This is a genomic window from Rhodohalobacter sulfatireducens (assembly GCF_022012475.1).
Taxonomy (GTDB): Bacteria; Bacteroidota; Rhodothermia; order Balneolales; family Balneolaceae; genus Rhodohalobacter; species Rhodohalobacter sulfatireducens.
This window is the reverse complement of the sequence record NZ_JAKLWS010000004.1, coordinates 46,961-72,514: the sequence shown is the minus strand read 5'-3', so window position 1 is coordinate 72,514 and position 25,554 is coordinate 46,961. Positions and strand designations below refer to the sequence as shown.

Below are 25,554 nucleotides of genomic sequence, written 5' to 3'. Positions count from 1 at the left end.
TTCCTATCATTACATTTGTGAAATTACGAAAATATCGTACAAAGCATGTGTCCATGCCGCTATCCCAAACCCTCTCGTAACATAAATAACATTTAGTGCTAAGCCAAATAGGAACCGGAATAAAAACGATCCAAGTGTAAAAAAATCACCAAATTGGCCAACATAATGAACCCCACTAAATATTAGAGCTGCAATAACCGCCGAGATTATATAAGCGGTTGTCTTTTTTGAAAGAAATTTCATAAAAATAAGTGATAAACCCCCTACTAAAATCACCCTGAAGAACAACTCCTCATAAAGTCCCGCTCCCAGTGATAGGGCAAATAACTGAACTTTACTGAGTGCTTCGATGCTTTCAGATAGATTCATTGTTAAAACTGCCTCCAGCAAACCAACAATCACCACGGTGATTAATACCGCATAAACTGCGGATTCAAGGATCATTGTTAGGAAATAAGATGATCGAAGATGCGGCAGTTCAGATCTTTTCCGATATAAAACTACAGCCCCAATAAAAGCAGCTACAAGAAGAGTTGCCGAAATTGCATTGACTCCCAGAAATTGGAAAAGGGACTTGAACAGAATATCTACAGAAATTCGAACAGCTTGATCCGGGGGCTGTGAAATCCAAATCAGAAGTTCATATAAAATCAAAAGAGGAATGGAGATCAGGTAACTATATAAAATCCCTCCGGTTTGATCCAGGTATGAACGCGACTTTCGCTGCACAGCTTTCAGTTGTCCAGGTAGATGGTTACAACCGGCTGTTCAATACTTGAAAAATCCAGCATACTGAAGGCTTTGTGTGATAATTTTAACCCTTCACCTGAATGTCTGTCATTAACGCGAACGAAAATTCCCTTTCCATTGGATGGGTTTTCAATAAAAATCACATTTCCAAGTGCCATATTGGAGTGCGCAGCCGAAAGCTGGTCCGGGCTGTATAGCTCTCCGCTGGTTGTGGGAGTAGCTTTATCACCCTCTGAATAGCTCATCACCGGAACCGTTCCGAGATCTTCGAGGTTAGCATCGGGGAGGTAGGGATTGTCGAAATTCCGTGTGGGAGGCAACAGTACCGTAATCTGTTGACCCGGTGAAATATTACCTGCATCCATTCCCGGATTCAGAGCTTCAAACTCATTCCGTGTCATATTAAATTTGTCGAGAACTCTTTGTGTATTTTCATTACTCTGAACGCGATAAGTTGCAAATTTACCTTGTGGAGTAGAGTTCTCAGCACCTTCAGCGACAGATGGAGCTGTTTGGATCTTTTTCACTGTGATTCGCTGCCCAACCCGGAGCATGTCATCTTGAAGATTGTTAATCTGCCGCAATTCTGTAATAGTCATATCATGCTGGCGTGCAATACCGTAGAGAGTATCTCCACTTTTTACGGTGTAGGTTTCACTTTCAGCGGCTGATTCAGAATATCGTTCAACAATCGAAGTTCGTTCCTCTTCGTCCATATCCTCAAGATCATCAATAGAGGGTTGTTCTTCGGTTCGCTCTTCCTGAGGATAGATGATAAGATCAGTACCAGCTTCCAGGTTTGTATTCTCTAAGTTGTTCCATTCCTGGATTTCAGCAATTGTAACATTGTACTGTTGTGAAATTCCGAAAAGGGACTCACCGGCTTGCACCTCATGTAGAATTCTATCTTCATTGGTTTGGGGTGCCACAATAAGAACCTGTCCCAATTGAAGTTCATTCGATTGTAAATTATTCCATTCCCTCAGTTCTCCAACAGTTACACCATATTGTTGAGAAATGCTAAAGAGTGTTTCACCCTGCTGTACGGTATGCTCCTGTTGAGACTGCTGCTGGGCGAATGCAGTATCAGAAAAATCCGCAAAAATTGAGATGCATAAAATAAGAGAGGAAAGAAAAATTTTTTTAAGAGATAGAATCATCATTCAATTCAATATTTATAGTTTCAAGCGCTTCCTTCAATTCGAGGGCCGTTCGTTCATTTTTTTGTTGTTTTGCGATTTCAAGGCCGTCTGTAAACATCTGTTGAGCGTCCTTCATGCGACCCGTCCGTTCATAAAGTTTACCCAGATGATAATAAACGCCTAAATAATCTGGATCTTGTTTTAAAATCGACTCAAACAAAACCTTCGCTTTTTTAACGTCATCTTTCTTCAGCAGTTCCAATGCCAGTGCAAATTTTGTAAAGGAATCGTCTGGATGCTCTTTCAGTTGTGCTGCAAGGTCTCTTATTTTCTGCCGGCTACTTTTCATTTTGATAGCGTTCGAGAATTTCAGACATAGAGTCACCGCCGAATTTTTCGAGGATGGCATTGGCAATCACCGGTGCGATGACACTCTCCACTACCACCACAGCTCGCGGAAGTGCACATACGTCTGATCGTTCATATCGGGTATCCTGCTCCTCTTTTGTTTCGATATCGGCGGTTTTCAGAGGCTTAATCATGGTAGGAATCGGTTTCATCACTCCGCGAATGATTATCGGCATGCCGGTTGTCATCCCGCCTTCAAAGCCGCCAAGGCGATTAGTTCGGCGTTTGAATGAATCATTTTCATAAATAATTTCATCATGTACATTATGGCCGTGCGTTTTACCTGCATCAAAACCGAGACCTATCTCAACACCTTTCATTGCTTGGGTGCTGACAATAGCCTGGGCCAACTGTCCGTCCAGTTTTCGATCCCAGTGAACGTGGCTTCCCAATCCTGCCGGGAGACCGGTCACAACAATTTCATAAATACCGCCAAGAGAGGTGCCCTCTTTTCGTTTGATTTTGATCTCCTCTCGCATTTCATGACTGAGTTCTTCGTCTAAACATCGCACATCTGATTCATCCGCAGCTTTGTAGATCGATTCAGCACCATTTTCTGCAAGTGGATCGGCAGCTTTTCTTACAGAGTCCCACCCGTTATACCCAATCTTACCGAGCTGGATTACATGGCCGCCAATTTCTATACCAAATTCCTTTAAGAATTTTCGTGCAATGGAACAGCAAGCCACGCGCATAGCAGTTTCGCGCGCGCTGGATCGTTCAATGACGGGGCGAATATCTTTAAATCTATATTTTTGGAGTCCAACGAGATCTGCATGGCCGGGGCGGGGCAGTGTTATGTTTTCAACATCTCCACGTTCACCGTCTTTGGCCATGACCTTTGGCCAGTTGCTGTCATCTTTTTCATAGGCTCGATTTACCATCGACAGCGCAATGGGGGCTCCCATGGTTTTAGAGAATCGAACACCGGATTGTATATCCGCATGATCTTTTTCAAAAGCCATTCGACCACCGCGTCCATACCCCTTTTGCCGGCGGACAAGGTGTTGTTCAATGTATTCTTCTGTAATTTCAAGCCCGGCCGGAACACCTTCTACAATTCCGGTAAGGCCGGGTCCATGAGATTCGCCTGCTGTAAAATATCGGATCATTAAATTCTGGATATCAGTTAAAAAATATAAGTTAACAAACAGTGTGGGGAAAAATAAGAGATATAAAGACGAACTGCTTGAATCATCTTCTATAAAAATAGTGTGGAATAATTGAGTCAAAAACCTTCAATTTGCAAAAACCTTTTGTAGTTTTTATGTGCTATTATTGCTGTTTGAAGGTATCCGCATTTTGGATAAAACTTTTGTAATATTAGCGGTTCAAAACTTTGAGCAAAGGAGCTCAGGTAATAAATTTTTATGAGAAGTACGCTACATGCGTGTATTTAAAGAATTAGGAAAATACAGTTCCCTGTTATACCAAGGACTTCGTTCATCAACGGAGTTCAGCACCTATCGAAAGAATCTCTTTCAGGAATTGGTTAAGGTGGGGTACGACTCGGTACCCATTATTATTTTAGTTGGAATTTTTACCGGTTCTGTAATGACTCTGCAGTCAGCCTACCAGCTCGAGTCTGCATTTATTCCTCTCTCAACGATTGGTGCCATTGTATCGCAATCCATATTAATTGAACTCGCTGCGGTGATATCCGGACTGGTTCTCGCCGGAAAGGTAGGGGCGAGGGTTGCAACAGAATTAGGAACCATGCGCGTGAGTGAACAGATTGATGCGCTTGAATCGATGGGATTTAATTCGGTTTCATTTTTAGTTGTTCCCAGGGTGCTTGCCGGTATCTTGATGTTCCCGGTGATCTATATAGTAGCAAGTGTTTGCGGATTGGCAGGCGGTGTGGCTGCAGGTTATTTTTCTGGCCAGGTTCCTCCGGCTGATTTTCTTGAAGGAGCCCGGATGTATTTTTATCCCTGGGATGTTGCCTTCGGAGTGGTGAAATCATTCGTGTTTGGGTTTATCATTACATCTATAGCCTGTTATAAAGGATATTTTGCCACAGGGGGTGCAGAAGGTGTGGGAAACAGTACCACCCAGGCTACCGTATTGGGTTGTATCTATATTCTTTTAGCTGATTTTATTTTAGCAGCGTTGTTATTATGATTGAGATTAAAAATTTAAAAAAGAGTTTTGGTGACCTTTTGGTATGGGAAGGCGTATCCTTTACAATTGAGGAAGGAGATATTACCGCGATTATCGGTCGCTCAGGATGCGGTAAATCCGTTTTGCTAAAGCATATCAACGCTCTGTTAACCCCGGATGAAGGTGAGATCATCATTGATGAAAAGAATATTTTTGACCTGGATTATGTGGACAAGCGATTGCTCAGGCAGAAGTTTGGAGTGCTTTTCCAGGGATCTGCACTTTTTGATTCCATTAATACGTTTGAGAATGTAGCATTCCCTCTTCGATACTTTACGAATCAAAACGAAGAGGAAATTCATGAGAATGTAATGAGGGCGCTGCGTTACGTGAACCTTGAGAATGCAGCACAACAGGAAACGGCGGAACTTTCAGGCGGTATGAGAAAACGTGTGGGACTGGCGCGGGCGATTATCCTGGAGCCAAAGTATATTATGTATGATGAACCCACATCCGGCTTAGACCCGCAAACAGCAGATGAAATCAACGGATTGATTTTAGATATGGCCCGTCAATTTGATGTGACTTCAATTGTTGTTACTCATGATATGCATAGTGTGTTGGAAGTAGCCGATAAAGTTGCATTTTTAGATCAACAGAAGCTAAGTTGGTTTGGAACCATCGATGAGATGAAACAAAGCAATCAGAAAGATTTAGTCAATTTTATCACGGCCAGTGAATATCAAATAAAACAATAAACAAAATGAAATTGAGCAACGAAGCTAAAGTAGGAATAACCGTTTTTCTGGCGGTGGTGGTAGCCATTATCGGATTTCGTTTCATGCGCGATGTACCCATATTTGGAACGTCACTAAATATAAGTAGTACCTTTGAAAAAGCGGATGGAATCAGTAACGGAAGCCTGGTGTATATTAAAGGTGTTCGCGTTGGGTCGGTTAATTCTGTTCAACTGACCCCCGAAAACAATGTACAGGTGGGTATGAGTATCGATACAGATGTAAATATTCCTGAAGATTCCAGGGCAAACCTCACTTCACTTGGTATTGTTGAAGGAAAATCAATAGTAATTGAGATGGGCAGTTCCTCTCAGTTTGTGGAAACAGGTGATGAAATTGCAGGTACGTATGCCCAAACCATCATGGAAACTCTTGGTGATCAGGGAGAACAGCTTGGTTCGGATGTGTCTAACTCCATCAACGAATTAAACCAGTTTTTACGCCAGCTGAATGAAACCGTGGATGATGAAACCCGCGGTAAACTCGACGAAACACTGAGCAATCTTTTGGATTCTTCGGAAAGAGTCGCAAATCTTCTGGAAGAAAAGCGGGGAGACATCGATTTGGCCATTGAATCAGGCAGCCGTGTTATAAGTCAATTGGATACACTGGCAACGAACAACCGTCCTAAGGTTGATAGTCTTATGACTTCACTCGAAGAAAATGTGCGGGAACTTTCCGTTGTGCGCGAAGAACTTGAAACGGCATCAGCAAGCCTTAATCAACTCCTGGACAAATTGAATAACGGGGAGGGTACGATGGGCAAGCTAATCAATGATCCCTCAGTGTATGAAAACCTGGATTCACTGACAATAGAACTGAACAAACTGGTGAAGGGCATTAATGAAGATCCGGGGAAATATCTCAAACATATGAGCATCATTGAAGTGTTCTAAAGATTGCTTAGGCAATGAACATCGATCTCCATCCGTTGTGCTTCGTGCAGAGTTATTGTATATTTCGTGGCTATTAAATAATCGCAGTTATTAACAGTTAAATAGATTTTTTGAGGTTTTCCTATGGGTGTAATGGAAAAAATGAGAAACAGTACAGCTTCCATTTTATGGATACTGATCTTCTCATTTGGAATTTTATGGGTATTGGCCGATACACAGGTTTTTGATGCGCTGACAGTGGGTCCGCGTTCACTTGGAAGTGTAAACGGTGAGGCCATCTCTCTGAATGAATACAATCAGCGAGTGAATTTTTATACCGAGCAGTATCAACAGAGAACCGGCGGATCGGTTAACCCGGAAATGAGAGCAACATACGAAAACCAGGCTTGGGAAGACCTTGTTGCAGCTGAACTGATTCAGCAAAAGATGAACGAGATCGGTATTACAGTAACTGACAATGAGTTGCTTGAAATGGTTACCGGCGAGAATCCCGCCCCATTTATTCGTCAGCAGTTCCAGGCTGAAGACGGTACGATCGACAGAATTGCACTTCGGGCGGCCATTGAATCTCCTGAGAACAGCGAGGCCTGGATTCAAGTGGAACAGCAGCTTCGTGATACCCGGCGCCAGGAAAAAATGAGCAGCTATATCTCATCAGGGTTAAAAGTAAATTCTCTTGAGGTTAGAAACGAGTATATCAAAGAAAATTCGTACGCGAATATTCGATATCTGCGATTTCCCTATGCTGATATTCCAGCAGAAGAAATTACGGCAACAGAAGAGGAGCTGCGTGCATATTACCAGGACAATCAAGATCGTTTCGAACGAGCTGAAACTTATCGATTCAGATATGTAAGCTGGGATAAAACTCCGACCGCGCAGGATACAACCAACATTGTGAATGAGGTAGCAGATTTGGGTAGAGCATTTGCAAATGCTCAGGATGACTCCCTTTTCCTCGACAGATATGGATCCACTGTCGATTATACAGGCGCGTATGTGCCGGCTGATGAAATTCGGGAAGAATATCAACCGGTTGTGGATCTTGACGTAGGTGAAGTATCGGATGTGGTGATGATTAACGGTGATCCTCATGTGTTCAAAAAAGTAGATCAACGAGGAAATGAAATTAAGTTTGGTGTTCTTTCCTATCCGGTAGTGGCAGATCCGATTGCAACGATCGACCGGCTTGCAGAACAAGCGAGCGAGTTTGAATTCTACGCATCCTCGGAAGGCTTTATGCAGGAAGCGGAGCGCAGAGAACTTGAGGTGCAGGAAGGCACGGCATCAAAGGGAAGTTCATTTATTCCCGGAATCGGACAAAGTCAAAGCACCTTACGGATATTGGAGAGTCTTTCTGAAGATGAAATATCTGAACCGATTGAAACAAACAACTTTTTCTTAGTTGTTCAGATGATTCAAAAAACACCCGAAGGTCCGCGTCCATTTCCAGAAGTTCGAAGCCAGGTTGAAACTCTTGTAATCAACGAAAAGCGAAAAAATATGATGCTCGAACGCGTACAGGAGATGTACCAAAACAATTCCGGCCTGGAAGCGATAGCCACGGCATCCGACAAAGAGATCCAGGAAGTACAGGATCTGCGAATGGCAGCCACACGCATTCCTGATGCGGGTCGCGAAGTTGGTGTAATTGGGGAGATCTTCGATATGGAACAAGGCGATCTTTCTGAGCCGATACCGGGCGAAAATGGTGTATACGTTATAGAGGTGACTGAACTTTCTGAGGCTGATCCGGCAAACATAACAGATACACAAAGGCAACAGATCCAAAGTCGTCTCGAACAGCAGAAGTTTATGGCATTTAATCAAGTATTTTTGGATCAGCTAAAAGCTGAAGCCGATATAGTTGATAACAGAAGAGAAATGTTGCAATAGTAAGACAAAAAATTAGTTTTATTTGATGATAGGGTAAGGGAAATCTCTTACCCTTTTTTATTTTTAAGAAGTCCCTATTTATTAGAGGATTCATTTTTAAAATCAAAATCCGTGACGGCAAAGCAAGATAAAATCTGGATGCAGCGTGCCCTCAGCCTGGCAGAAAAGGGAAGGGGATATGTGTCTCCAAACCCGATGGTAGGATGTGTGATTGTCTCGGAAGAGGGTGATGTAATTGGCGAGGGTTATCACGAACGCTACGGTAAGGCACATGCTGAAGTAAATGCAATGAATCAAGTTGATGATGCGGATAACTTAAAAAATGCCACTGTTTACGTCACTCTTGAACCTTGTTCTCATCACGGAAAAACTCCACCCTGTGCTCAAATGTTGGCGGATAAACCGATCAAAAGGGTTGTAGTGGCGATGAAGGATCCATCCGAAAAAGTAAATGGCCGCGGGTTGGAGCTTCTTAGAAATGAGGGAATTGATGTGGATACGGGAATTCTGCAAAAGGAAGCTAAGGAATTGAATGAATGCTGGCTTCACTATATAGAGTTCAACCGGCCGTTTATAACGCTAAAAATTGCTCAAACTGCTGACGGATACATTGCGGCGCCAAACGGTGATTCAAAATGGATCAGCTCAAAAGAATCCAGGGAGAAGGTTCACATATGGAGAAGTCAGAATGATGCGGTCATGGTTGGTCGAAATACAGCACTGCACGATAATCCGTCATTAACAGTTCGGTTGGTAGAGGGACGTCAACCTAAACGTGTGGTTATTGATGGTCCATTTGAACTGCCGAGAAATTTAAACCTGTTTTCCGATCAGTTTGAGGAAAAGACGATTGTGATCACTCACAACAGGAAGAAATCTAAAGACGAGGCTGACCCAATGCTTAAGATGTTACAAAGCAATTATTTTCGGGGTGAGATTATTCACGTGGAGAAAGTAAACGGCCATTCACGATTGAAAGAAGGAATGAGAAAACTGGCTGATCATGGAATTACATCACTTCTCGTAGAGGGTGGACAGCAGCTCTCTTCAGCACTTTTAAAAAGAGGTCTCGTAGATCGTCTTCAGCTTTTCATAGCGCCAAAATTATTAGGAGGGGGTACCAAATCTATCGTCAATCTTGATATCAACAGGATGGAGGATATTGTACCCTTCAGGGATCATAACTGGCAGCAAACAGGCCAGGATATTTTATTAACAGCAAATCTTTGAATTATGTTTACAGGAATTATTGAAGAAGTTGGTACTATAAAGAAAGTAACGCAAATGGACGGGGCAAAAGAGCTTAGTATCAAAGCACCTTTTGTTTCGGAAGTGCATGTGGATGAAAGTATCGCGGTAAACGGCGTTTGCCTGACTGTTGTATCTTTTGATGACGACTCATTCGATGTACAGTGCGTAAATGAAACACTCAGTAAGACCAACCTGGGAGACCTGGTGGTGGGAGATCCCGTAAATCTTGAGCGGTCATTAACACTGGAGAAAGCGATTGAAGGTCACATTGTACAGGGTCATGTAGATACTGTGGGAACAGTCACAAAAATCGACCAAAAGGGAGCCGATGTACTTTTAACTTTTGAATTTCCTGAAGAACATACAGATTACATCGTGGGTCGGGGTAGTATAGCAATCGATGGTATTAGCATGACCGTAGCCAGGGATCATGATAATGTCTGTACCGTTGCTGTGATTCCTTATACCTGGGAGAACACTAATTTCAAATCAAGAACAGTGGGAGACCACCTGAACCTCGAATTTGATGTGTTCGGAAAGTATATACTCAAGTATTTGAAAAGCCGGGAAGAGGAAAATTAGCCTCTAAAAATCATCGGATGAGTTTTTACTAACTACTCAGAAGATTTGTAAAGTTTCTCATCCGATGGATTACTGCTTAACAGTTTGGCACAACTCAACTAAAACTCCATTACTGCTTTTCGGGTGCAGGAATACAATCTGTTTTTGATCGGCTCCCGGCTTGGGACTATCACTCAAAAGTGTAAATCCTTCTGATTTGAGTCTTTTAATTTCGGCTTGAATATCATCCACCTCAAACGCTACATGGTGCATTCCTTCGCCCTTTTTCTCTATGAATTTGTTGATCACAGATTCAGGATCTGTTGCGCCCAGTAATTCAACTTTCGATTCACCGGTTTGAAGGAAAGCAGTCTCTACATTTTGGCTTTCCACAACCTCTCTTTTGTAGCAAGGAGTTTGAAGTAGTTTTTCGTAGGTTTCAATAGCTGCCTCAAGATCTTTTACAGCAATTCCTATATGATCGATATACATGATTTCCCGTTCTTTTGGTTGATCCGTTTTAAAATAAACTATTCAGTCATAACCTGAGTATCAATAAGGGAATTACTGATCTTCGGATAGATTGGCCAATTGAGTTGGTCGTTATTGGTTTTTTCTCAATTTTACCAACAACCAACAACCAACTACTAACAACAGAGAACCAAGAGAATGAAAATTTCAGCCATACAACTCAATAGCCAGCCCAATCTCGGTCAAAACCTGGAGATGGCCTACAACTTTGTGAAAAAAGCCGCCGGTAAGGGAGCCGATATGGTTGCTCTACCCGAAAATTTTGCATTCATGGGAGATGAACAAAAACGATTGGAACAGGCTGAAGAGATTTCAAGAGCCACGGAAAAAGCGCTGAAGGAATGGGCGGTAGAATTTGAGATCTATCTGCTTGGCGGAGGTTATCCGGTACCGGTTGAAAACGGGAAAGTGTCCAATTGTGCGAGACTGATCAACCCAAATGGAGAGACAATTGCGCTTTATGATAAGATCCACCTGTTCGATGTAGAGCTTTCCGAAAAAGAAACATACAGGGAGTCTGATATGGTTAAGGCTGGAAGAGATATCGTGGTTGCAGAGCTTTTTGAATTTGGAATGAAAGCCGGACTATCCATCTGTTATGATGTTCGTTTTCCCGAACTCTACCGCGAGTTAGTGAAACAGGGTGCGGATATTTTGTTTGTTCCGGCTGCCTTTACTCGGCCTACCGGGAAAGCACATTGGGAAACTCTATTAAAAGCAAGAGCTATTGAAAACAGCGCATTCGTTGTGGCTCCGGCTCAAACCGGCAAACATGGTAAAAAAAGAGAAACCCATGGACATGCACTTATTATCGATCCGTGGGGTAATATCTTCGCTGATGCCGGAGAAGAACCCGGAATGGCGATGGCTGAGTTGAAGCTTGATGATCTTAAAGAGGTCAGGAGAAAACTTCCGGCGCTTGAGCATCGGGTGTTATAAAAAAACGTACCCATCTGAACGCTTTGAGCGGTCTGATGGATATTCTTCTCCATTATTAAGGCTACTTACTCAGAGGGTAAAAACCTTTTTCGCTACCCCAAAACTAAATTCCCAGTGAAGGAGTACGCGTTAACCCTACTCAAAAACCAAATGTTCTGAGAAGAAAGGCAGTACCTTCGTTCGAATGCGTTCGGCAATACGATTGATATGATCACCTTCATAGCTCTCATATTCATGCGATATCTGATACATATCCAATAATTCATGCAGCTTTTTTGTAGATGCGTGAATACCTTGATCTTGTAATCCGGCATCCATGGCAATAGCTTCCAGCTTTCTTAAATTGGGGATGTATTGCTCAACGGTGTAAAGTGTTCGGTTTGCGGCAATTTTGTAAGCGATGTCCTGGCGAATTTCGCCATCATCAAATGGAAGGTCGAGATAATAAGGCGGATTATTGGGATTGGGAGCAAAGGCGGCAGATGTTGCCAGCGTTGCTAATTCAAAGAAAGAGGCATCCTCCAACTGATTGATTGTAGTGAAGGACTCCATTGTATCCATAAATTCTTTGTTGTCGGTTACTCCTCCTTCCATGCAGCATGGACTCATCATGTAGATGGATGAAAAAACATCCGGGTTTTTCATTCCCAGGCGAATGGTCCCGTATCCTCCCATTGAATGCCCGGCGAGCCCACGGCTTTTTACATCGGGCAATGTGCGGTAATTGGCATCGACATACTCCACCAATTCTTTCGTGACAAAGGTTTCCCAATCGCCGATGGTCGGCGAGCTGGCATACATGCTTCCCTTGAAACGGTTATAAGCATTCGGCATCACCACAATCATCTCCCTGGAAAGCTCTTCTGCCAGCGACTGGTTCATTACATCGTAAAGATTAATCCAATGATCTTCCCATCCAAACCATTGACTGTCGGAATCCGTAAATCCATGGAGCATATACAGTACTGGAAAACGGCGGCTGGTATCTTCCTGGTAAGAAGGAGGCAGGTAAACGGATACATCGCGCTCGGCAGGATCACCAATGAGATTGCCTTCAATGGCATGACTGTAAACTTTTATGCGCTCCTTGGTCCCTTGCTGGGCCTGGACAACTTGGACACTCAGAAATATAATGGGAATAACGAGAAAGATCTTTTTCATTGAAAACGGATTGATGCTAAGCATTGAAGATGCGTTTCATTTTGGCAGTTACAAGCGATTAATCTATTTAATTCGCTAAACATATACTACTATTTCAATTCCATAGCCTTCCCGGTCAAAAATAGACACTATAAAAAAGTGAAATGCCGGGGCTTGAGCATCGGATGTTGTTAGAGAAACAGTCCATGATTCCAAGTTTGGCTGTCCCGGTTATATTTATTTACAAAAATTGGTTACCTGTATCTATCCGAACATTCCAATAATACAGGCTGAAAGCCTGACAGAACACAGCCTGGGGCAGTTCGCCCCAGGTGTATATAGCCATTAAAGCGGCAGGCTGTAAGCCTGCTATAGACCATATCCATTCAGGAAACCATCTATTGATTTAACTTGGAGTTAATCCCAATAATACTCCGGATTATATTCTTCCACATTATATTTTTTTATCAAGCGTTCAACCTCTTCTCTGTATGTTAACTTCTTGTGATGCTCTTTTTGGCGGGTGATATATCTGGTTACAGAAGCTAGGTGTGAACCACTCACAGAAAATGCTCCGTATCCTCTTTGCCAATAAAATAATGGTGTTCCCATTGGCTGATTTTTCATCCATTTGGATGAGCTTTTTTTTATCTCTTCCATAACCTCAGCTAATGTTACGGTTTTTGACATGCGAAACAACACATGAATATGATCCGGCATGGAGTTTATGATCACAGCAGGACTATCAAGCGCTTTGAAGATAGATGCCATGTATGCATGTAAATCATTGGCGATTTCCTTGTTAATCCAGGGATTACGTCCTTTTGTTCCAAATGTAGCATGGGTATAGAGAATAGATAAGGATTGGCTCATAACATTAATTGAATTTCTTAACGGTTTATAGTATGAGCCGAAAATCCGCAATCCCTTACACATAATATTGTGCAATGGATTAGTAGAGTCTTTTTCAGGCTGTCAGCCTTCCTTGGTTTCTTCCCTTGCTTTTATCTGGGGCGAGTGCCCCAGGCTGGATTATTGCAGGCTTTCAGCCTGGTTATATTTTCGATAGACACTACTAATTCCTTCTTCAACTTTTTCAATAAAGATTAGTTGATCGATTAGTTCATCTATTGTAAACGAGTCTGAAAGATTTTCAATTGTCTTTTTTACTTTGCTCTTTGTTAATATTAAAGATTTTTTTTACTCATTTGTGCTAAAAAACGAATTCCAATGATATTTTTACGTAATTAACTTACATTCAAGGATATGATTCTTATTCTAACCTTTTTACTCTTTCCCATTCTTCTTTTAATATCTCTTTGGTTACTGAAAGAATAGAATTTTTAGTTTCCTCGTATAGCTCTTCTTTCCTTTTTGAATGATAATCAGTGGCTTCATTTAATTGAACCATTAACTTTTTAAGTTCTTTTGATTTCTCTTCTTCTGGATTCAATAAGAGTTCTATTTTATAGGAGAGTGTTGTCCATCTTTTAAATCCCTCTTTTCATTCTTGTGAGGGTGTTCCAGTTTTAGTATTTGAATCATTTTGAGAAGCCAATTTAATGTATTCATGATTAGCAACGTATTCGCTTACAGAATCTCTAAGTTCATTTATCCAGACCATTCTGTTGGTAGATTTGACGTCTCTGTTAATTTCCTCCTTTGCAATTTCCTGAGAAGATTTAATCTGAAGCTTAATTGATTTTAAAGCAGTTTTAATTTGAGAACGAGTTAGAAAAAAATTCACAATCAGTGTAATTAATGCTACTAATAAAACTCCGATTGAGATCCAATTTTCAGTTGATAATGAATTTGAATTACTTGCGGATAAATCTAATAAGAATAACATTTTACTTTATTTTTATAGCGGTATAGACATTGTAAAATAATATGATGATTCAACTTACAGTATAATGGTGCTATTGTGGATACCAGATAATTTATTTCATAGTTTGAATAATATCTAGTTATCCCAAATCCACCGCCTTGCCTGTCTTGACCGACTCATCGCTCGCCAACACAATTTTCAGCGTGTGAACCACTTCTCTCAAATGGTCGGACAAATCCAGATCCTCTTTGATTGCTTTCAGAAAATACTCCTGCTCGAAGTAGCAGAGTTCATCGTGGCTCGCCTCATCCGGTGCGTCAATGATCTCATCGTCTTTGGTGAGCTTCCCGTTTTCGTCTTTTTCGGAATGATGAAGCCTGAATTTTTGAACAGAGGTATGAGATGAAATATCTGCAGAAGAACCGCGAGGCAGGTCAAATGTATTTTTGCTGATGCTCACACTTCCCTTTGGGCCGATGATATCTTTCACAAAATAGGCCTGCTCGCTCATCATTGGGCCCCAACCGGATTCGTACCAGCCGACGGAACCATCATCAAACCGAACCTGCAGCTGGCCGTAGTTGTATTGGTCGTCTGCAATTTCGTCGCTCAACCGGGCTCCGATCGCATGTACGCTGACCGGTTTGGCTTTGGTCATCTGGCACATTACATCTACATAATGAACGCCACAATCAACAATGGGAGACATTGCTTCCATGATATTTTTATGCACATTCCATTCGCTGCCTGTGCTTTGCTGGTTCAGGTTCATTCGCATCACGAGAGGTTTTCCGAGTCCCTGCGCCAAATCGATAAACTTTTTCCATCCGGGATGATGCCTGAGGATATATCCAACCACCACTTTCTTATCCGCTTTTTCAGCTGTAGCAACAATTTCTTCGGCGTCTTCAACCGTCTCAGATATCGGTTTTTCAACAAAAACATGTGCTCCCGCTTCAAGGGATTTAATGGTATACTCGGCGTGAGTCGTTGGATAGGTACTGATGCATACAGCATCGGGAGAAGTTTTGGCGAGGGCATCTTCAAAGTTGTCAAATAATGGGAGTCCTCCCAGTTCATCAGAGAGTCTTTGCTTGCTGTCGCCACGGCTGACAAGCCCTACAATGTTAAAATCATCCAGTTTATGATAGGCCCTGGCATGAGAAGTTCCCATGTTACCACAGCCAACAACAAGTACGTTAATTTTTTCAGACATCGAAAGTAGATTTTATTTTAGATTTTCATGTACAACGGGCAGCCTGCCCGTTAACTCAGAACAAACACACAACTGCCGGACAAGCTGTCCGGCGTACAACAATTACTTCACTCGTTTAAAACTCATGGTTTTCAGCATCCAATTTGGGAGCGGTTTGTTATGGTTTCTCTTTTTGAGATTGATAAACCATCCCCATTTTTCAAAAATTGGGAGTTTATGGGCTTCAACAAATTCAATGAGTGTGCCGTCGGGATCTTCGATGTAAGAAAACTGACCGGCCGCTTCACCCATGTCAAATGAAGAAGCACTGTCAATTGTGAATGGGTATCCGAGCTCCTCACACTTTTCCTGAAGGCTGCCCATATCGGTAACATCAAAACAGAGATGGATAAAACCAGGATCACCCCAAAAGCGATCATCATAAATTTTTCGCGGTTTTCGGTCAATAGATTGAATCAGCTCGATATCAATATGACCAAAAAGCCTGCTAAAAGCACCGATATCTTTTTGCTTTTTTCGAACAAGCACACGCCTAAATTTTTGATTATCGTCCAGGTCAGTAAACGTACCTGTCTTGTCATAGATCACTTCCTCGAAACCAAGTGCAATTGTATAGAGTGGGAGAACGGCATCAATATCACTCACCCCAATCATAGCTCCACAGACACCGCCGGTAAAGTGCGATCCTTTTTTAAACCATGAATTTCCTTTCACAATCTGGAAGAGGTTATGGTATGGATCTTTGGTCCAGAATGTAAGCTCTCCATTTGGTAATTCATGAAGTTCAGAAAGTGTTTTATTCCCCAAATTTTTGAATTGGTGATAGGTTTTTTGGACGTCTTTACATTTTATCTTTACAGCGTTTATTCCAAAATCACCAAGCTGAATATCAAAGTCGCATTTTTTGGGTTGACGGCTTTTAAATTGCCAGATCTCAAAACCACCACCACCGCTTAGGTTCAAAGCAAGCAGAGCGCGACGGGAGTGAACATTTCCGCCTGTGTAAGGAGTCATAAGAGTAGCTTCGGCTTCATCATCAAAAACAGGGATGTCTGTTCCAAAAAATTTTCGATACCAGGGCCAGGCTTCATCAATATTTGTGACTCCGATGCCTACCTGTTGAATACCGGTTACTAACTGTTGCAATGTGATTTTTTATTTCGTTAGAATGATAAAAAGATAATTCTGTTTAGATTTATCTACAGAATTACTAAACGATAATAAGTTAACTTTGATCTGAGGAAGTTGAAAATGAAAAAGATGGATTTTCTATTTGTGAGAGAGGTTCGTTTTCAATTTTTTGCTGGTAGAAATTTTCAACATCCCTAAGGGTATTTGTGTCTGACGGTCCCAAATCCCAGCGGATCGCCTTAAATCTTGGAAGACGCATTGTGTAACCGGCTTTCGTTCGTTTATTCACCTGGATATCATCAAACTCAATCTCTACAACCAACTCAGGAATCAAGCCAAGCGTGGGTCCATATCGCTCCACCGTCAGCTCTTTCACCTTTTGATTGATTTTCCTGAGTTCATCATCAGTATATCCGCCATACGCTTTTCCGATCGGAATAAACTCCTCTTCATATCGCTCATCATCTTTCACGGAGATTCCAAGCGTAAAATCGGAGTAGGTGCCTCCGCGCTTACCACTTCCGGCATGGGCATACATTATCACAGTATCGAAGGAGCCGCCCGGTTTTTTTACCTTCAGCCACGACTTTCGCCGCTGACCATATTCATAATTACTCTCCTTATGCTTCAGCATTAATCCTTCATTTCCATGCTCGAGTGCCCGCTTGAATAACCTGTCAATATCGTCATCGCTGGAAATCTCAAACTGAACGGATGTCGGCAGATGATACTCTTCAGCCAGTTCTTCGAGAAGTGTTCGCCGTTCAGGTAGTTTCAAATCAAAAATGGGTTTCCTGTTGGTGAAGAGCAGATCATAGGCGATAAAAAGGACAGGATATTTATCGAGGACTTTTTTGCCGGGCTTTTTGATACCCATCCGTTTTTGAAGCAGTTGAAATGGCAGGATCGTATCATCTTTGTATACACATATTTCGCCATCAAAAACTGTGGGCGGAAGTTGACGTTCCCGGAAAAAAGAGATGATATCCGGGAAAGATCGCGTAATATCATTCAGATCCCTGGAATAAATTTTTATTTCATCTCCATGAACGTGCACCTGCGCCCTCATGCCGTCGAATTTTTCTTCAGCGATGTAATCTTCGATGTTATTAACAGCCCTGCTCTCAATTGGCGAGGCAAGCATAAAGGAGAGAGGATGGAAGAGTTTAAACCGGGCCTCCTCCAATTGATTATGCTTAGCCAAAATAGCTGTTTTACCAATACTGCCGGTAATCATATGAGCATACCGAACGTCCTCCCTATCCAGTTTAAATGCTTTTGCAATGGAGGAAACCACACTGCGTGTTTCAAAGCCAATTCGCAATGATCCCTGGCCCAACATTCGAATAAAATATTTGATCTCAACCGGTGTCATTCGCTGCCAGGTTTCCCAAAGAATTTTTTCTTTATCAGCTCGGGAGGAGACGGTGTATAATCGATCAAAAATTTCGTCGACCTGTTCGAGTGAAAGATTTTTGGGATCACGTTTTTCAATGGCTTCGGGGATGTTATTCATTAACCGTTCAATTGTTTCGGAGCTGCTTCCCGTGGCTGTTCTGCAGGGTTTGAAAACAAGGTCGTAATCGATCTCACAAAATTTTGCAGCAGCCAATCCACTTGTTCGGCTACCGACGGATGCCCGTTTGCCGCTGATCTCTTCAAATGCACCCTCGGCGGTAAACTGAGCAGCAAGGTGTAGGTCGTGGTCTGATTTCAACCGGCGAAGATACTCAGCAAAAATTCGAATTTTAGAATTCGTGCTCCGGGTTTGCCGAATCGTCTGGATGACCTTGCAAAGCGTATAAAAGTTGAAATTTTCGGTGTTCATGAAATCAGATTGTGATATTCAATCAAAGTTATGTTGTGATATCAAAATAAATCTAGGCTTCAAAAATCCTCTCATTTTCAAGGAGGGGAGAAAGGGGTGGTTGAAATTAGAAAAATAATACAGTCAAAACATGAACTTATAAGGCTACCTGTCCCAGCCCCTCCTTACACCCCGACATATCGAGGGCAGGCAGGAGGGGAGACTCGCTATTAAATAATCGTGTGTTAAATCAATCAACATGAACTTTAAAAAGCTTGTTGTTTCCGTTTAGTTTCACCGGGTGATCATAAATATCACTCAGATTTTCTGAGTTTAGAATCTCTTTTTTTGATCCGTCAAAAGCTTTCCGTCCATTTTTTAAAAGTACGATTCGTTCGATTTCGGGAATCACCTCTTCGATATGGTGGGTGACAAGAATTAATGTAGTGTCGTTTTGAACTACTTTTCGGATCTGCTCCATAAACTTATGCCGGGCTACAAAATCGAGTGCGGTTGTTGGTTCGTCAAGTATCAGAACTTCAGGATTAGTGACCAATGCTCTCGAAATTAAAACACGTCGAACTTCCCCGGTAGACATTTCGTCCAGGAACTTATCAGCCAGGTGGGTTGCATTCATCAGTATTAGCGCATCTTTTGCTTTCCCATACTGTTCATCAGAAATAGTTTGATGCGGAAAAAGTCGGAGACTTGAAAAGAAACCGGTTACTACAACATCAAGACCGGAAATATGTCCCTCTTTTGTGTTATGTAAAAAACTGTTTTGCAGATCACTGGAAACGATACTCAGTTTAGATTTCAACTCTTCTAAAATCCAGTGGTTTTTTCCGAACATTCGAACAGGAGGTGCACCATTTTTATTTGCAATAGGATATATATCCTGGGTAATCAGTTTGATAAAGGTCGATTTCCCGGAACCGTTCGGTCCGATGATTGCTGTATTTTCATTCATCCGGATGGTTAGAGAAAACCGATCAAGAATGTTAATTCCGTCACGTCGAACGGTCGCTTCACTCATTTCAAGAATAGGGGGTTGAATGTACTGTGCTTTATGATTCATAGACGAATATTCTTAATCCTCCTCATTCATTTCAATATCAATATGACCGGCATCAATCTTTTCTTTTGAAAGATAGTGTTTAACCACTGCAGGATTTGGAGTGTGTGTGATATAGACTTTTTTAGGGCTCAGTTGCTTACAGAAATCGATAAGCTCAAAAAAATCAAGGTGATCAGAAAGGGCAATTAGTTTGTCTACCGTAAGTTGGGTTCGTCTCGATTCGTTGGATGCCCATCCCGAACAGTACGCAATCCGTTTTTTGGACACGTTCGATGCGAAACCATTAGAGAACGCCGAAGATGGACAGATCAGAATATTTCCCTCGCATGTTTCACGATCATATGCTTCATATTTTCCCAGGTTGATTCCATTTTCATCATAAACGGGGCACATTTTGTATCCGGCTCCATGGATCATAACCGTTTGATCTAAAGGTGCGACCAGATGCATTATTTCCTGTGCCTTTCCAAGATTGTAGGCCAGGAAGACAGGAGTGTAATGTTCGGCCAATGTGTTGGATGCAAACGATCGGACCTCCTCAGCAAGTTCATCATTTGTTTTCCAGCGGTAGATCGGCAGGCTGAATGTGGCTTCCGTGATGAGAATATCAACCTGGTCCGGGGCTTCAAATCCTTCGGTGGCAGGGGAGGGCGGCGTTCGGAAATCCCCGGTATAGAGGAGTGATTCTTTATCTGATTCAAGGTAGATCATTGCCGATCCTAAAATATGTCCCGCCGGATAAATTTTTGCTTTGAATCGATCCGATTCAACTGTTTCGCCAAAATCAAGTGCGTGGCCTTCTCCTTTGAATCCACGGTGCCGCATCAGGTCGATCGTAGCTTTGGAGGCGTACGCTTTTGAGGACCGGTTACGCGGCATATGATCGGCATGAGCGTGGCTCACAAAAACATAATCCGCATCCGGGTGGTGGGCATCAACGGCCACCTTCAAATCAGGAAAATAAAGCCCTTGATAGCCCGCTTTTTGAATTTTCATGATAAAAAATTTTACCTTACTTAACTGGCGCAAGTTTGCAACTTGTGCTGTTAAATGGTCCAAGTTACAAACTTGAACCAGTTGGTGATTAAAGATAAACCGCAGCGTTCACTGAGAAATTTCTAAGTAGAACTCGTTCGTTCTATCAAGACATAACATAGCAGAAAGAGAATAATTCCGATTGATATCAGGTTTGCAGCAACAAAACGAATTTTCTTATCTAATTCATCTTTCTGTTTTACAATTGCCTGAGATGTTTGAGGCCACATCACCAACAGTTGGCCTAACATAAAAACGATTAAAAGCGACCAGATTGAAAAAAACAGTTCCACCCATGAAAATGGGAAAAATGAAAGTACAAGGCATGGAATTGTAAACAGCAGAAAATATTTCAACACTTTTCGCCAAAGTACCGGCGGCTGATCTTCCTCGGCTGAGCTCAACAGGAAGTCCTTCACAATACCGGTTTTAATTAGCAGATACACCCCAAAGCTCGTTAAAAGAGCTCCAAGAGCAATATAATAAGCCATAAACCACTGTGTTGAAAAGTATTCCATTATTCAGGTTTGTGCTACTCCGAAATATTAAGTTCTTCTTCCTCTTTAGGATACATGATAGAAAAAATCACTGAAATTGTGAGCGTAACAACAATCACTCCAAGAGTAAAGATGGGGCAAATTTAAGATGGCGCAAGCGTCTCGCTTGTGACCGATTCGGCAGGCGCAAGACCCAATTGCCAACCGAAGGCTACTCAATCAAAACACGCTTATCAGTTGTTTTCAACGCTTTCGGGATAGAACTACAGATCGATTCTTTAAACGCTGCTATAATCGTCTGCTTGAGATGTTTCCGGCCAAAAATGAGTCGTAATTTTCGGGAGGGAACGGGGTCTTCAAACTCTTTAACAATGGCATTCGCACAGTTGCTGTCGAACTCCTGGACGGCTGTCCAAGGCAGCAGAGTCATGCCGAAATTTTGTTCTACGAGTCGTTTCAGTGTTTCCAGGTTTCCGCTCTTAAACTCAATTGGAGAGGAGTTGTTTTTCTTCGTGGTTTCTTTGCAAAGTTTCACTGCCTGGTCTCTAAAGCAATGTCCTTCATTTAGCAACCAAATATTCGTTCGATCCAAATCATCTACAGAAAGTTTTTCCTTTTCTACGAGAGGATGATTGTGGGAGAGATATCCAAGAAATGGCTCAACAAAAAGGTCTTCCGTATAAATAAAACTTTGATCGGTTGGAGTTGCGATAATACCGGCATCCAACTGATCGTTGCCAAGTTGCTCGATCACCTCTTGGGTTAGCAGCTCCTCAAAAATTAAATATACTTGCGGATATTTTTTCAGAAATGATCGAAGAAAAAGCGGAACCAAATAAGGTGCAACTGTTGGAATGATTCCTACTTTAAAGGTGCCTTTTAATTCATTCTCTTTAAAGTTGGCAATATCAGATAGCTGCTTCGACTCCTTTAGGATTGTTTTTGCCTGCTCAATAACTTTTTCACCAATCTCCGTGGGAATGACCGGTGATTTGGATCGGTCAAAAATAGTGATGCCGAGTTCATCCTCCAGCTTATGAATCTGCATACTGAGCGTCGGCTGGGTGACATAACTTTTCTCCGCGGCTGTAGCAAAATGCCGGTATTTATCAACAGCAACGATATAAGAGAGTTGTGTAAGTGTCATGGAGTAATAATATCTCTAATCCGATAATTAGCTATTCTTTAGAAACCATAAAAGTACGAAATTGAGTGCAAATATAAATGATTTGTCGTTTCAAGTTTGTTGAATTCCTATCTGGAAAGTTGAAACTTTATATTGCCAGGTCAAAATTTTATTGAGATGGCTGAATTTTCTGAATTTGAATGATATTCGCCTTTATTTTTTTATTGATACAGATGAGATCTGAAAATTTGTAAGGACAATTAAGGCCGATGTAAAATTTTTGTATAGATGAATACGATAAGCAAACATTTGATCATCTCAGGCCGGGTTCAAGGAGTAGGCTTTCGATATTTTACATACAGAAATGCCAATGAATTGCGACTGAAAGGCTGGGTGAAAAATCTGCGGGATGGTACTGTAGAAACTGTATTAACAGGAGATGCAGAAAATGTATATGAAATGGTCGAAAAATTAAAAGAAGGCCCGGCTTCAGCACGTGTTGATAACATAGAAAATGTTGATGGTTCTGTCGACTCAGAGAGTTTTAACGATTTTACCATCAAGAGATGAGACTTTTCGTTTCTATCGATTTTCCGGAAAGCACACGGGAAGAGATTCTGTCCTGGATTCCGGACCAAGAAGGTTGGAAGAAAGTTTTGAAAAACCAACTGCACCTGACGCTGGTGTTTATCGGTGAGTGTTCAGAAGCCGAGAAAGATAAAATTCACAGGAAACTATCAGAAATAGAATTTACACCGTTCAACTTAAAAATTTCGGGGTTGGGAGCATTTCCGAACGAATCTTCACCCCGTATCATATGGGCGGGAGTCACTCAAAATGATTCGATCATGAATCTGCAAAAGAGAATTGCTGATCGGCTTGAAGATCATATCAAATCAAAAAACAATAATTCCTACATCCCTCATATAACCCTGGCCCGGAAAAAATCACGAAAGGGTGCCAATCGGGTTTTTAAAACGAACCTCAAAAAGGATACCGGCCAACTTGTAGAAAATGTAGATTCCTTCCAACTCAAACAGAGTTTTTTAAAATCTTCGGGTAGTGAGCACCAAACTCTTCATAGGTATTCCTGAAAGATTTATTAGTTTCCAGCCTTTTCATTAAAAATCGGGTAATAAAGATTAAGGCCAGGTACAGATTTGAATTATTTATTATCGGGTAAAAGGCACGTTCAATGCCAGGATGAGGGAGAAACCCATAAGGTTTTTGGTTTGGCAGCAGCTGTTTATTTCACGGTGATATTTACAGCGGCTCGGCCCTTGCATGAATGGGTATTTACTCAATGGATGTTCACCTATGAGATTGCATTTGTAAAACGAGGTCTGCATGGAGAGATTCTTGGTTTATTGGGGTTCGAAATCAGTTATCTGCTGATATTTTCCATTGTGATGGTTCTGCTATAGATATTGAATGTTGCACTCATTTATCTATTCACGAAGCCGCTTCGCAGTGATACATTCGGAAGTTTAAGTTTAAGAAAACAAATTTCAGCCTCAAACTGGAGGGGAAAGCCAATACACATTGGATTGGGGCTGTTTTGTCTGACGGCCATGCTTCATTCCACGACACTTCAACGCTTCTTCCAATTCCCGGGATATTTAGAACATCTTCAATTGATACTGGTTTTAGGAACGCTATTTACTTTAGAAAGGATATTCAGAAAGGATACAAAGTCGCAACAGATTTACTCCTTCTTGATTGTAGGCGGAATTTGTTTTACGGCTCTCTTTATACATGAAGGGTTTCTGTTTTTCTACCTCCCCATGATCTTTATGTACTGGGTTTATCAACTACCGGGATCTATTGTATTCAATACGTTTCGGTTGATTTTGTTGACAGGGTTGGTGTTGCAGACTTGGTTGATCGGGACATATGGTTTACTTCCCGCCGATCAGTACCAACCATTTTTAAATGAATTACAAAACCGTTTTGGTACAAATAATGTAGATATTGAATCGATGAGAGTACTTTTCAGGGGATTTTCTTCAAATCTCAATTTCACATGGAACTGGTTTGAACAGCGTTTGATTGAAAAACTGATTCACCTTGGTTTCACATTTATTATTCTGAGTCCGACTGCTTACATTTTTTGTGATCTTTACCAAGAAGATTTCCGAAAGGCATGGAGAATCCTCTTTAAAAAGCATGAAACTCAAAACATATCAACACCTAAAAATTCGTTTCTCAAAGGATTGTTGGTTTTAAGTTGTTTAACACCTTTAATCTTAGTACCCATCGGTATCGATTTATTCAGGTGGATCTCAATATCAACACTTAACCTTTTTGTGATAACGGCTTTTCTGATGTCGGATCAGGAATTTCATAGAAGAGCGGCTGAAACACTCTATCGGTTGAGGTATGTGTTGGTATTAGTCATTGCATTATCTCTGATTTTCGGGGTGCTTGGAGTTACAAATAGTTTTTCATGGGTATATAAACTGACTATAAATCTTGGTTTAGGCATTTAATTTAAGATGCATCTCTACCAAAAAATCAGGTACATTGTTCATTAATTGATCTGAATCCTTTACAAATGAACACGATTAAAAAGATGGTTACACTTTTAGCTACGATTGCCGGAGGGTATCTTTTACTGCTCATCTTTATGTACTTGTTTCAAAGCAAGTTAATTTTTTTACCCTCATCCGATCTGCTTGTGACTCCAAGCGAGGCAGCATTGCAAGCAGAAGATGTTTGGATCGAAACATCAGATGCTGAACGCCTTCATGGCTGGTTTTTTCCAAATGATTCGACGGAATATATTGTGGTTCTATCTCATGGAAATGCCGGAAATATCAGTAACCGGATTGACATTGCAAAATTTTTGCAGGAAGCTGGTGTTTCGGTGCTGATATATGATTACCGGGGTTATGGACAAAGTTCGGGGAACCCCAGTGAAGAGGGATTATACAGGGATATTGAAGCGGTTGTTAACTTTCTCAAAATGGATAAAGGATATTCCGAGCAGCAGATGATTATGTATGGACGATCGATGGGTGGAGCGGTCGCATCATTCGCAGCAACCCGGTTCAATGTTGGAGGTTTGGTGTTGGATTCTGCATTTAAAAATGTGAAGGCGATGGTGAGTGATCTGTATCCTTTTGTCCCTTCATTTTTAGCTTCTTATGAATTTCCTACAGAGCAGCATGTTCAACAACTTTCGGATATTCCGGTTATGATCATGCACAGCCCGACTGATACCATTGTAGATATTTCGCATGGCAAAGCTTTGTTTGGTGCTGCAAACGACCCTAAAACTTTTGTAGAGTTGAGGGGTGGCCATAACGATAATTTTCATGCTTCAGTAGATATTTACAGCCAATATTTGAAAAAGTTTTTACTGATGATTGATGAAGAGAAGACATCAAGTATTGAGGAGAAATAAGTAAGAATCCCTCCAT

Annotated in this window: 28 protein-coding genes; 12 read left to right on the top strand and 16 right to left on the bottom strand. The window is 41.5% G+C overall.

Annotation, left to right across the window (positions count from 1 at the left end):
• Positions 1–9: 9 nt before the first annotated feature.
• Genes L6773_RS04790 through aroC form a run of 4 tightly spaced genes read right to left on the bottom strand, consistent with a single transcriptional unit; the run spans position 10 to position 3,412 of the window.
• Positions 10–729 carry a CPBP family glutamic-type intramembrane protease gene (locus L6773_RS04790; protein WP_237852718.1) on the bottom strand — a complete coding sequence of 240 codons (720 nt, stop codon included), beginning with the start codon at positions 727–729 and terminating at the stop codon, positions 10–12.
• A gap of 5 nt (positions 730–734) precedes the next feature.
• On the bottom strand, positions 735–1,913 hold the full coding sequence (locus L6773_RS04785; RefSeq protein WP_237852717.1) for a LysM peptidoglycan-binding domain-containing protein: 1,179 nt from the start codon (positions 1,911–1,913) through the stop codon (positions 735–737).
• Positions 1,894–2,241: a tetratricopeptide repeat protein gene (locus tag L6773_RS04780; protein ID WP_237852716.1), complete on the bottom strand. Its 348-nt coding sequence runs from the start codon at positions 2,239–2,241 to the stop codon at positions 1,894–1,896. The genes L6773_RS04785 and L6773_RS04780 overlap by 20 nt, the downstream gene beginning before the upstream one ends.
• The gene (gene aroC, locus L6773_RS04775; RefSeq protein ID WP_237852715.1) at positions 2,231–3,412 is read right to left on the bottom strand and encodes a chorismate synthase; all 1,182 of its coding nucleotides are present in this window, start codon (positions 3,410–3,412) and stop codon (positions 2,231–2,233) included. The genes L6773_RS04780 and aroC overlap by 11 nt, the downstream gene beginning before the upstream one ends.
• A 274-nt stretch (positions 3,413–3,686) precedes the next feature.
• On the opposite strand from aroC, the gene L6773_RS04770 reads away from it, so the two are divergent.
• From L6773_RS04770 to L6773_RS04745, 6 genes are all read left to right on the top strand, one after another.
• Positions 3,687–4,424 carry an MlaE family ABC transporter permease gene (locus tag L6773_RS04770; RefSeq protein ID WP_237852714.1) on the top strand — a complete coding sequence of 246 codons (738 nt, stop codon included), beginning with the start codon at positions 3,687–3,689 and terminating at the stop codon, positions 4,422–4,424.
• On the top strand, positions 4,421–5,161 hold the full coding sequence (locus L6773_RS04765; protein WP_237852713.1) for an ABC transporter ATP-binding protein: 741 nt from the start codon (positions 4,421–4,423) through the stop codon (positions 5,159–5,161). The genes L6773_RS04770 and L6773_RS04765 overlap by 4 nt, the downstream gene beginning before the upstream one ends.
• A 5-nt stretch (positions 5,162–5,166) precedes the next feature.
• On the top strand, positions 5,167–6,096 hold the full coding sequence (locus L6773_RS04760; RefSeq protein WP_237852712.1) for an MlaD family protein: 930 nt from the start codon (positions 5,167–5,169) through the stop codon (positions 6,094–6,096).
• A gap of 141 nt (positions 6,097–6,237) precedes the next feature.
• Positions 6,238–7,992: a peptidylprolyl isomerase gene (locus L6773_RS04755; RefSeq protein WP_237852711.1), complete on the top strand. Its 1,755-nt coding sequence runs from the start codon at positions 6,238–6,240 to the stop codon at positions 7,990–7,992.
• A 111-nt stretch (positions 7,993–8,103) separates the two neighbouring features.
• A complete protein-coding gene (ribD, locus tag L6773_RS04750; RefSeq protein ID WP_237852710.1) occupies positions 8,104–9,222 on the top strand; it encodes a bifunctional diaminohydroxyphosphoribosylaminopyrimidine deaminase/5-amino-6-(5-phosphoribosylamino)uracil reductase RibD in 1,119 nt (372 codons plus the stop codon).
• Positions 9,223–9,225: 3 nt separating this feature from the next.
• Positions 9,226–9,825: a riboflavin synthase gene (locus tag L6773_RS04745; RefSeq protein ID WP_237852709.1), complete on the top strand. Its 600-nt coding sequence runs from the start codon at positions 9,226–9,228 to the stop codon at positions 9,823–9,825.
• A 69-nt stretch (positions 9,826–9,894) separates the two neighbouring features.
• Here the strand turns inward: L6773_RS04745 and mce are convergent, their stop codons facing one another.
• A complete protein-coding gene (gene mce, locus L6773_RS04740) occupies positions 9,895–10,296 on the bottom strand; it encodes a methylmalonyl-CoA epimerase (RefSeq protein WP_237852708.1) in 402 nt (133 codons plus the stop codon).
• A gap of 177 nt (positions 10,297–10,473) precedes the next feature.
• Between mce and L6773_RS04735 the strand changes: the two genes are divergently transcribed.
• Positions 10,474–11,274: a carbon-nitrogen hydrolase family protein gene (locus L6773_RS04735; protein ID WP_237852707.1), complete on the top strand. Its 801-nt coding sequence runs from the start codon at positions 10,474–10,476 to the stop codon at positions 11,272–11,274.
• Positions 11,275–11,409: 135 nt separating this feature from the next.
• Here the strand turns inward: L6773_RS04735 and L6773_RS04730 are convergent, their stop codons facing one another.
• From L6773_RS04730 to L6773_RS04680, 11 genes are all read right to left on the bottom strand, one after another.
• The gene (locus L6773_RS04730) at positions 11,410–12,435 is read right to left on the bottom strand and encodes an alpha/beta hydrolase (RefSeq protein ID WP_237852706.1); all 1,026 of its coding nucleotides are present in this window, start codon (positions 12,433–12,435) and stop codon (positions 11,410–11,412) included.
• Between the two features lie 396 nt (positions 12,436–12,831).
• Entirely contained in the window at positions 12,832–13,287 is a 456-nt protein-coding gene (locus L6773_RS04725; protein ID WP_237852705.1) for a transposase, read from the bottom strand.
• A gap of 400 nt (positions 13,288–13,687) precedes the next feature.
• The gene (locus L6773_RS04720) at positions 13,688–13,867 is read right to left on the bottom strand and encodes a hypothetical protein (protein ID WP_237852704.1); all 180 of its coding nucleotides are present in this window, start codon (positions 13,865–13,867) and stop codon (positions 13,688–13,690) included.
• 51 nt (positions 13,868–13,918) lie between these two features.
• A complete protein-coding gene (locus L6773_RS04715; protein ID WP_237852703.1) occupies positions 13,919–14,263 on the bottom strand; it encodes a hypothetical protein in 345 nt (114 codons plus the stop codon).
• A 118-nt stretch (positions 14,264–14,381) separates the two neighbouring features.
• Positions 14,382–15,458 (bottom strand): Gfo/Idh/MocA family protein, encoded by a 1,077-nt coding sequence (locus L6773_RS04710; protein WP_237852702.1) that lies wholly within the window; start codon positions 15,456–15,458, stop codon positions 14,382–14,384.
• A gap of 102 nt (positions 15,459–15,560) precedes the next feature.
• Positions 15,561–16,604 carry a VOC family protein gene (locus L6773_RS04705; RefSeq protein WP_237852701.1) on the bottom strand — a complete coding sequence of 348 codons (1,044 nt, stop codon included), beginning with the start codon at positions 16,602–16,604 and terminating at the stop codon, positions 15,561–15,563.
• Positions 16,605–16,683: 79 nt separating this feature from the next.
• Positions 16,684–18,417 carry an ATP-dependent DNA ligase gene (locus L6773_RS04700; protein WP_237852700.1) on the bottom strand — a complete coding sequence of 578 codons (1,734 nt, stop codon included), beginning with the start codon at positions 18,415–18,417 and terminating at the stop codon, positions 16,684–16,686.
• A 229-nt stretch (positions 18,418–18,646) separates the two neighbouring features.
• A complete protein-coding gene (locus tag L6773_RS04695; RefSeq protein WP_237852699.1) occupies positions 18,647–19,474 on the bottom strand; it encodes an ABC transporter ATP-binding protein in 828 nt (275 codons plus the stop codon).
• Positions 19,475–19,486: 12 nt separating this feature from the next.
• Positions 19,487–20,470, bottom strand: a complete 984-nt coding sequence (locus tag L6773_RS04690; protein WP_237852698.1) for a hypothetical protein — start codon at positions 20,468–20,470, stop codon at positions 19,487–19,489.
• Between the two features lie 122 nt (positions 20,471–20,592).
• Positions 20,593–21,027 (bottom strand): hypothetical protein, encoded by a 435-nt coding sequence (locus L6773_RS04685; protein WP_237852697.1) that lies wholly within the window; start codon positions 21,025–21,027, stop codon positions 20,593–20,595.
• A gap of 190 nt (positions 21,028–21,217) precedes the next feature.
• The gene (locus tag L6773_RS04680; protein WP_237852696.1) at positions 21,218–22,153 is read right to left on the bottom strand and encodes a LysR substrate-binding domain-containing protein; all 936 of its coding nucleotides are present in this window, start codon (positions 22,151–22,153) and stop codon (positions 21,218–21,220) included.
• Between the two features lie 267 nt (positions 22,154–22,420).
• On the opposite strand from L6773_RS04680, the gene L6773_RS04675 reads away from it, so the two are divergent.
• The 5 genes from L6773_RS04675 (at position 22,421) to L6773_RS04655 (ending at position 25,538) form a co-directional block, all read left to right on the top strand.
• Positions 22,421–22,702 (top strand): acylphosphatase, encoded by a 282-nt coding sequence (locus L6773_RS04675; RefSeq protein ID WP_237852695.1) that lies wholly within the window; start codon positions 22,421–22,423, stop codon positions 22,700–22,702.
• Entirely contained in the window at positions 22,699–23,226 is a 528-nt protein-coding gene (gene thpR / locus L6773_RS04670; protein WP_237852694.1) for an RNA 2',3'-cyclic phosphodiesterase, read from the top strand. Before L6773_RS04675 ends, thpR begins: the two co-directional genes overlap by 4 nt.
• A 66-nt stretch (positions 23,227–23,292) precedes the next feature.
• Positions 23,293–23,556, top strand: a complete 264-nt coding sequence (locus L6773_RS04665) for a hypothetical protein (RefSeq protein ID WP_237852693.1) — start codon at positions 23,293–23,295, stop codon at positions 23,554–23,556.
• 147 nt (positions 23,557–23,703) lie between these two features.
• Positions 23,704–24,621 (top strand): hypothetical protein, encoded by a 918-nt coding sequence (locus L6773_RS04660; protein WP_237852692.1) that lies wholly within the window; start codon positions 23,704–23,706, stop codon positions 24,619–24,621.
• Between the two features lie 65 nt (positions 24,622–24,686).
• Positions 24,687–25,538: an alpha/beta hydrolase gene (locus L6773_RS04655; protein ID WP_237852691.1), complete on the top strand. Its 852-nt coding sequence runs from the start codon at positions 24,687–24,689 to the stop codon at positions 25,536–25,538.
• Positions 25,539–25,554 lie beyond the last annotated feature (16 nt).

Excerpts from the sequence above, each read along its gene's own strand:
- L6773_RS04680 (WP_237852696.1), bottom strand. The coding sequence starts at position 22,153 with ATGACACTTACACAACTCTCTTATATCGTTGCTGTTGATAAATACCGG.
- L6773_RS04780 (WP_237852716.1), bottom strand. The coding sequence starts at position 2,241 with ATGAAAAGTAGCCGGCAGAAAATAAGAGACCTTGCAGCACAACTGAAA.
- L6773_RS04760 (WP_237852712.1), top strand. The coding sequence starts at position 5,167 with ATGAAATTGAGCAACGAAGCTAAAGTAGGAATAACCGTTTTTCTGGCG.
- thpR (WP_237852694.1), top strand. The coding sequence starts at position 22,699 with ATGAGACTTTTCGTTTCTATCGATTTTCCGGAAAGCACACGGGAAGAG.
- L6773_RS04785 (WP_237852717.1), bottom strand. The coding sequence starts at position 1,913 with ATGATGATTCTATCTCTTAAAAAAATTTTTCTTTCCTCTCTTATTTTA.
- L6773_RS04770 (WP_237852714.1), top strand. The coding sequence starts at position 3,687 with ATGCGTGTATTTAAAGAATTAGGAAAATACAGTTCCCTGTTATACCAA.
- L6773_RS04745 (WP_237852709.1), top strand. The coding sequence starts at position 9,226 with ATGTTTACAGGAATTATTGAAGAAGTTGGTACTATAAAGAAAGTAACG.
- L6773_RS04715 (WP_237852703.1), bottom strand. The coding sequence starts at position 14,263 with ATGTTATTCTTATTAGATTTATCCGCAAGTAATTCAAATTCATTATCA.
- L6773_RS04675 (WP_237852695.1), top strand. The coding sequence starts at position 22,421 with ATGAATACGATAAGCAAACATTTGATCATCTCAGGCCGGGTTCAAGGA.
- mce (WP_237852708.1), bottom strand. The coding sequence starts at position 10,296 with ATGTATATCGATCATATAGGAATTGCTGTAAAAGATCTTGAGGCAGCT.
- L6773_RS04690 (WP_237852698.1), bottom strand. The coding sequence starts at position 20,470 with ATGAAAATTCAAAAAGCGGGCTATCAAGGGCTTTATTTTCCTGATTTG.
- L6773_RS04695 (WP_237852699.1), bottom strand. The coding sequence starts at position 19,474 with ATGAATCATAAAGCACAGTACATTCAACCCCCTATTCTTGAAATGAGT.
- L6773_RS04710 (WP_237852702.1), bottom strand. The coding sequence starts at position 15,458 with ATGTCTGAAAAAATTAACGTACTTGTTGTTGGCTGTGGTAACATGGGA.
- L6773_RS04765 (WP_237852713.1), top strand. The coding sequence starts at position 4,421 with ATGATTGAGATTAAAAATTTAAAAAAGAGTTTTGGTGACCTTTTGGTA.
- L6773_RS04730 (WP_237852706.1), bottom strand. The coding sequence starts at position 12,435 with ATGAAAAAGATCTTTCTCGTTATTCCCATTATATTTCTGAGTGTCCAA.
- L6773_RS04660 (WP_237852692.1), top strand. The coding sequence starts at position 23,704 with ATGCTTCATTCCACGACACTTCAACGCTTCTTCCAATTCCCGGGATAT.
- L6773_RS04725 (WP_237852705.1), bottom strand. The coding sequence starts at position 13,287 with ATGAGCCAATCCTTATCTATTCTCTATACCCATGCTACATTTGGAACA.
- L6773_RS04735 (WP_237852707.1), top strand. The coding sequence starts at position 10,474 with ATGAAAATTTCAGCCATACAACTCAATAGCCAGCCCAATCTCGGTCAA.
- L6773_RS04685 (WP_237852697.1), bottom strand. The coding sequence starts at position 21,027 with ATGGAATACTTTTCAACACAGTGGTTTATGGCTTATTATATTGCTCTT.
- L6773_RS04700 (WP_237852700.1), bottom strand. The coding sequence starts at position 18,417 with ATGAACACCGAAAATTTCAACTTTTATACGCTTTGCAAGGTCATCCAG.
- L6773_RS04755 (WP_237852711.1), top strand. The coding sequence starts at position 6,238 with ATGAGAAACAGTACAGCTTCCATTTTATGGATACTGATCTTCTCATTT.
- L6773_RS04655 (WP_237852691.1), top strand. The coding sequence starts at position 24,687 with ATGAACACGATTAAAAAGATGGTTACACTTTTAGCTACGATTGCCGGA.
- aroC (WP_237852715.1), bottom strand. The coding sequence starts at position 3,412 with ATGATCCGATATTTTACAGCAGGCGAATCTCATGGACCCGGCCTTACC.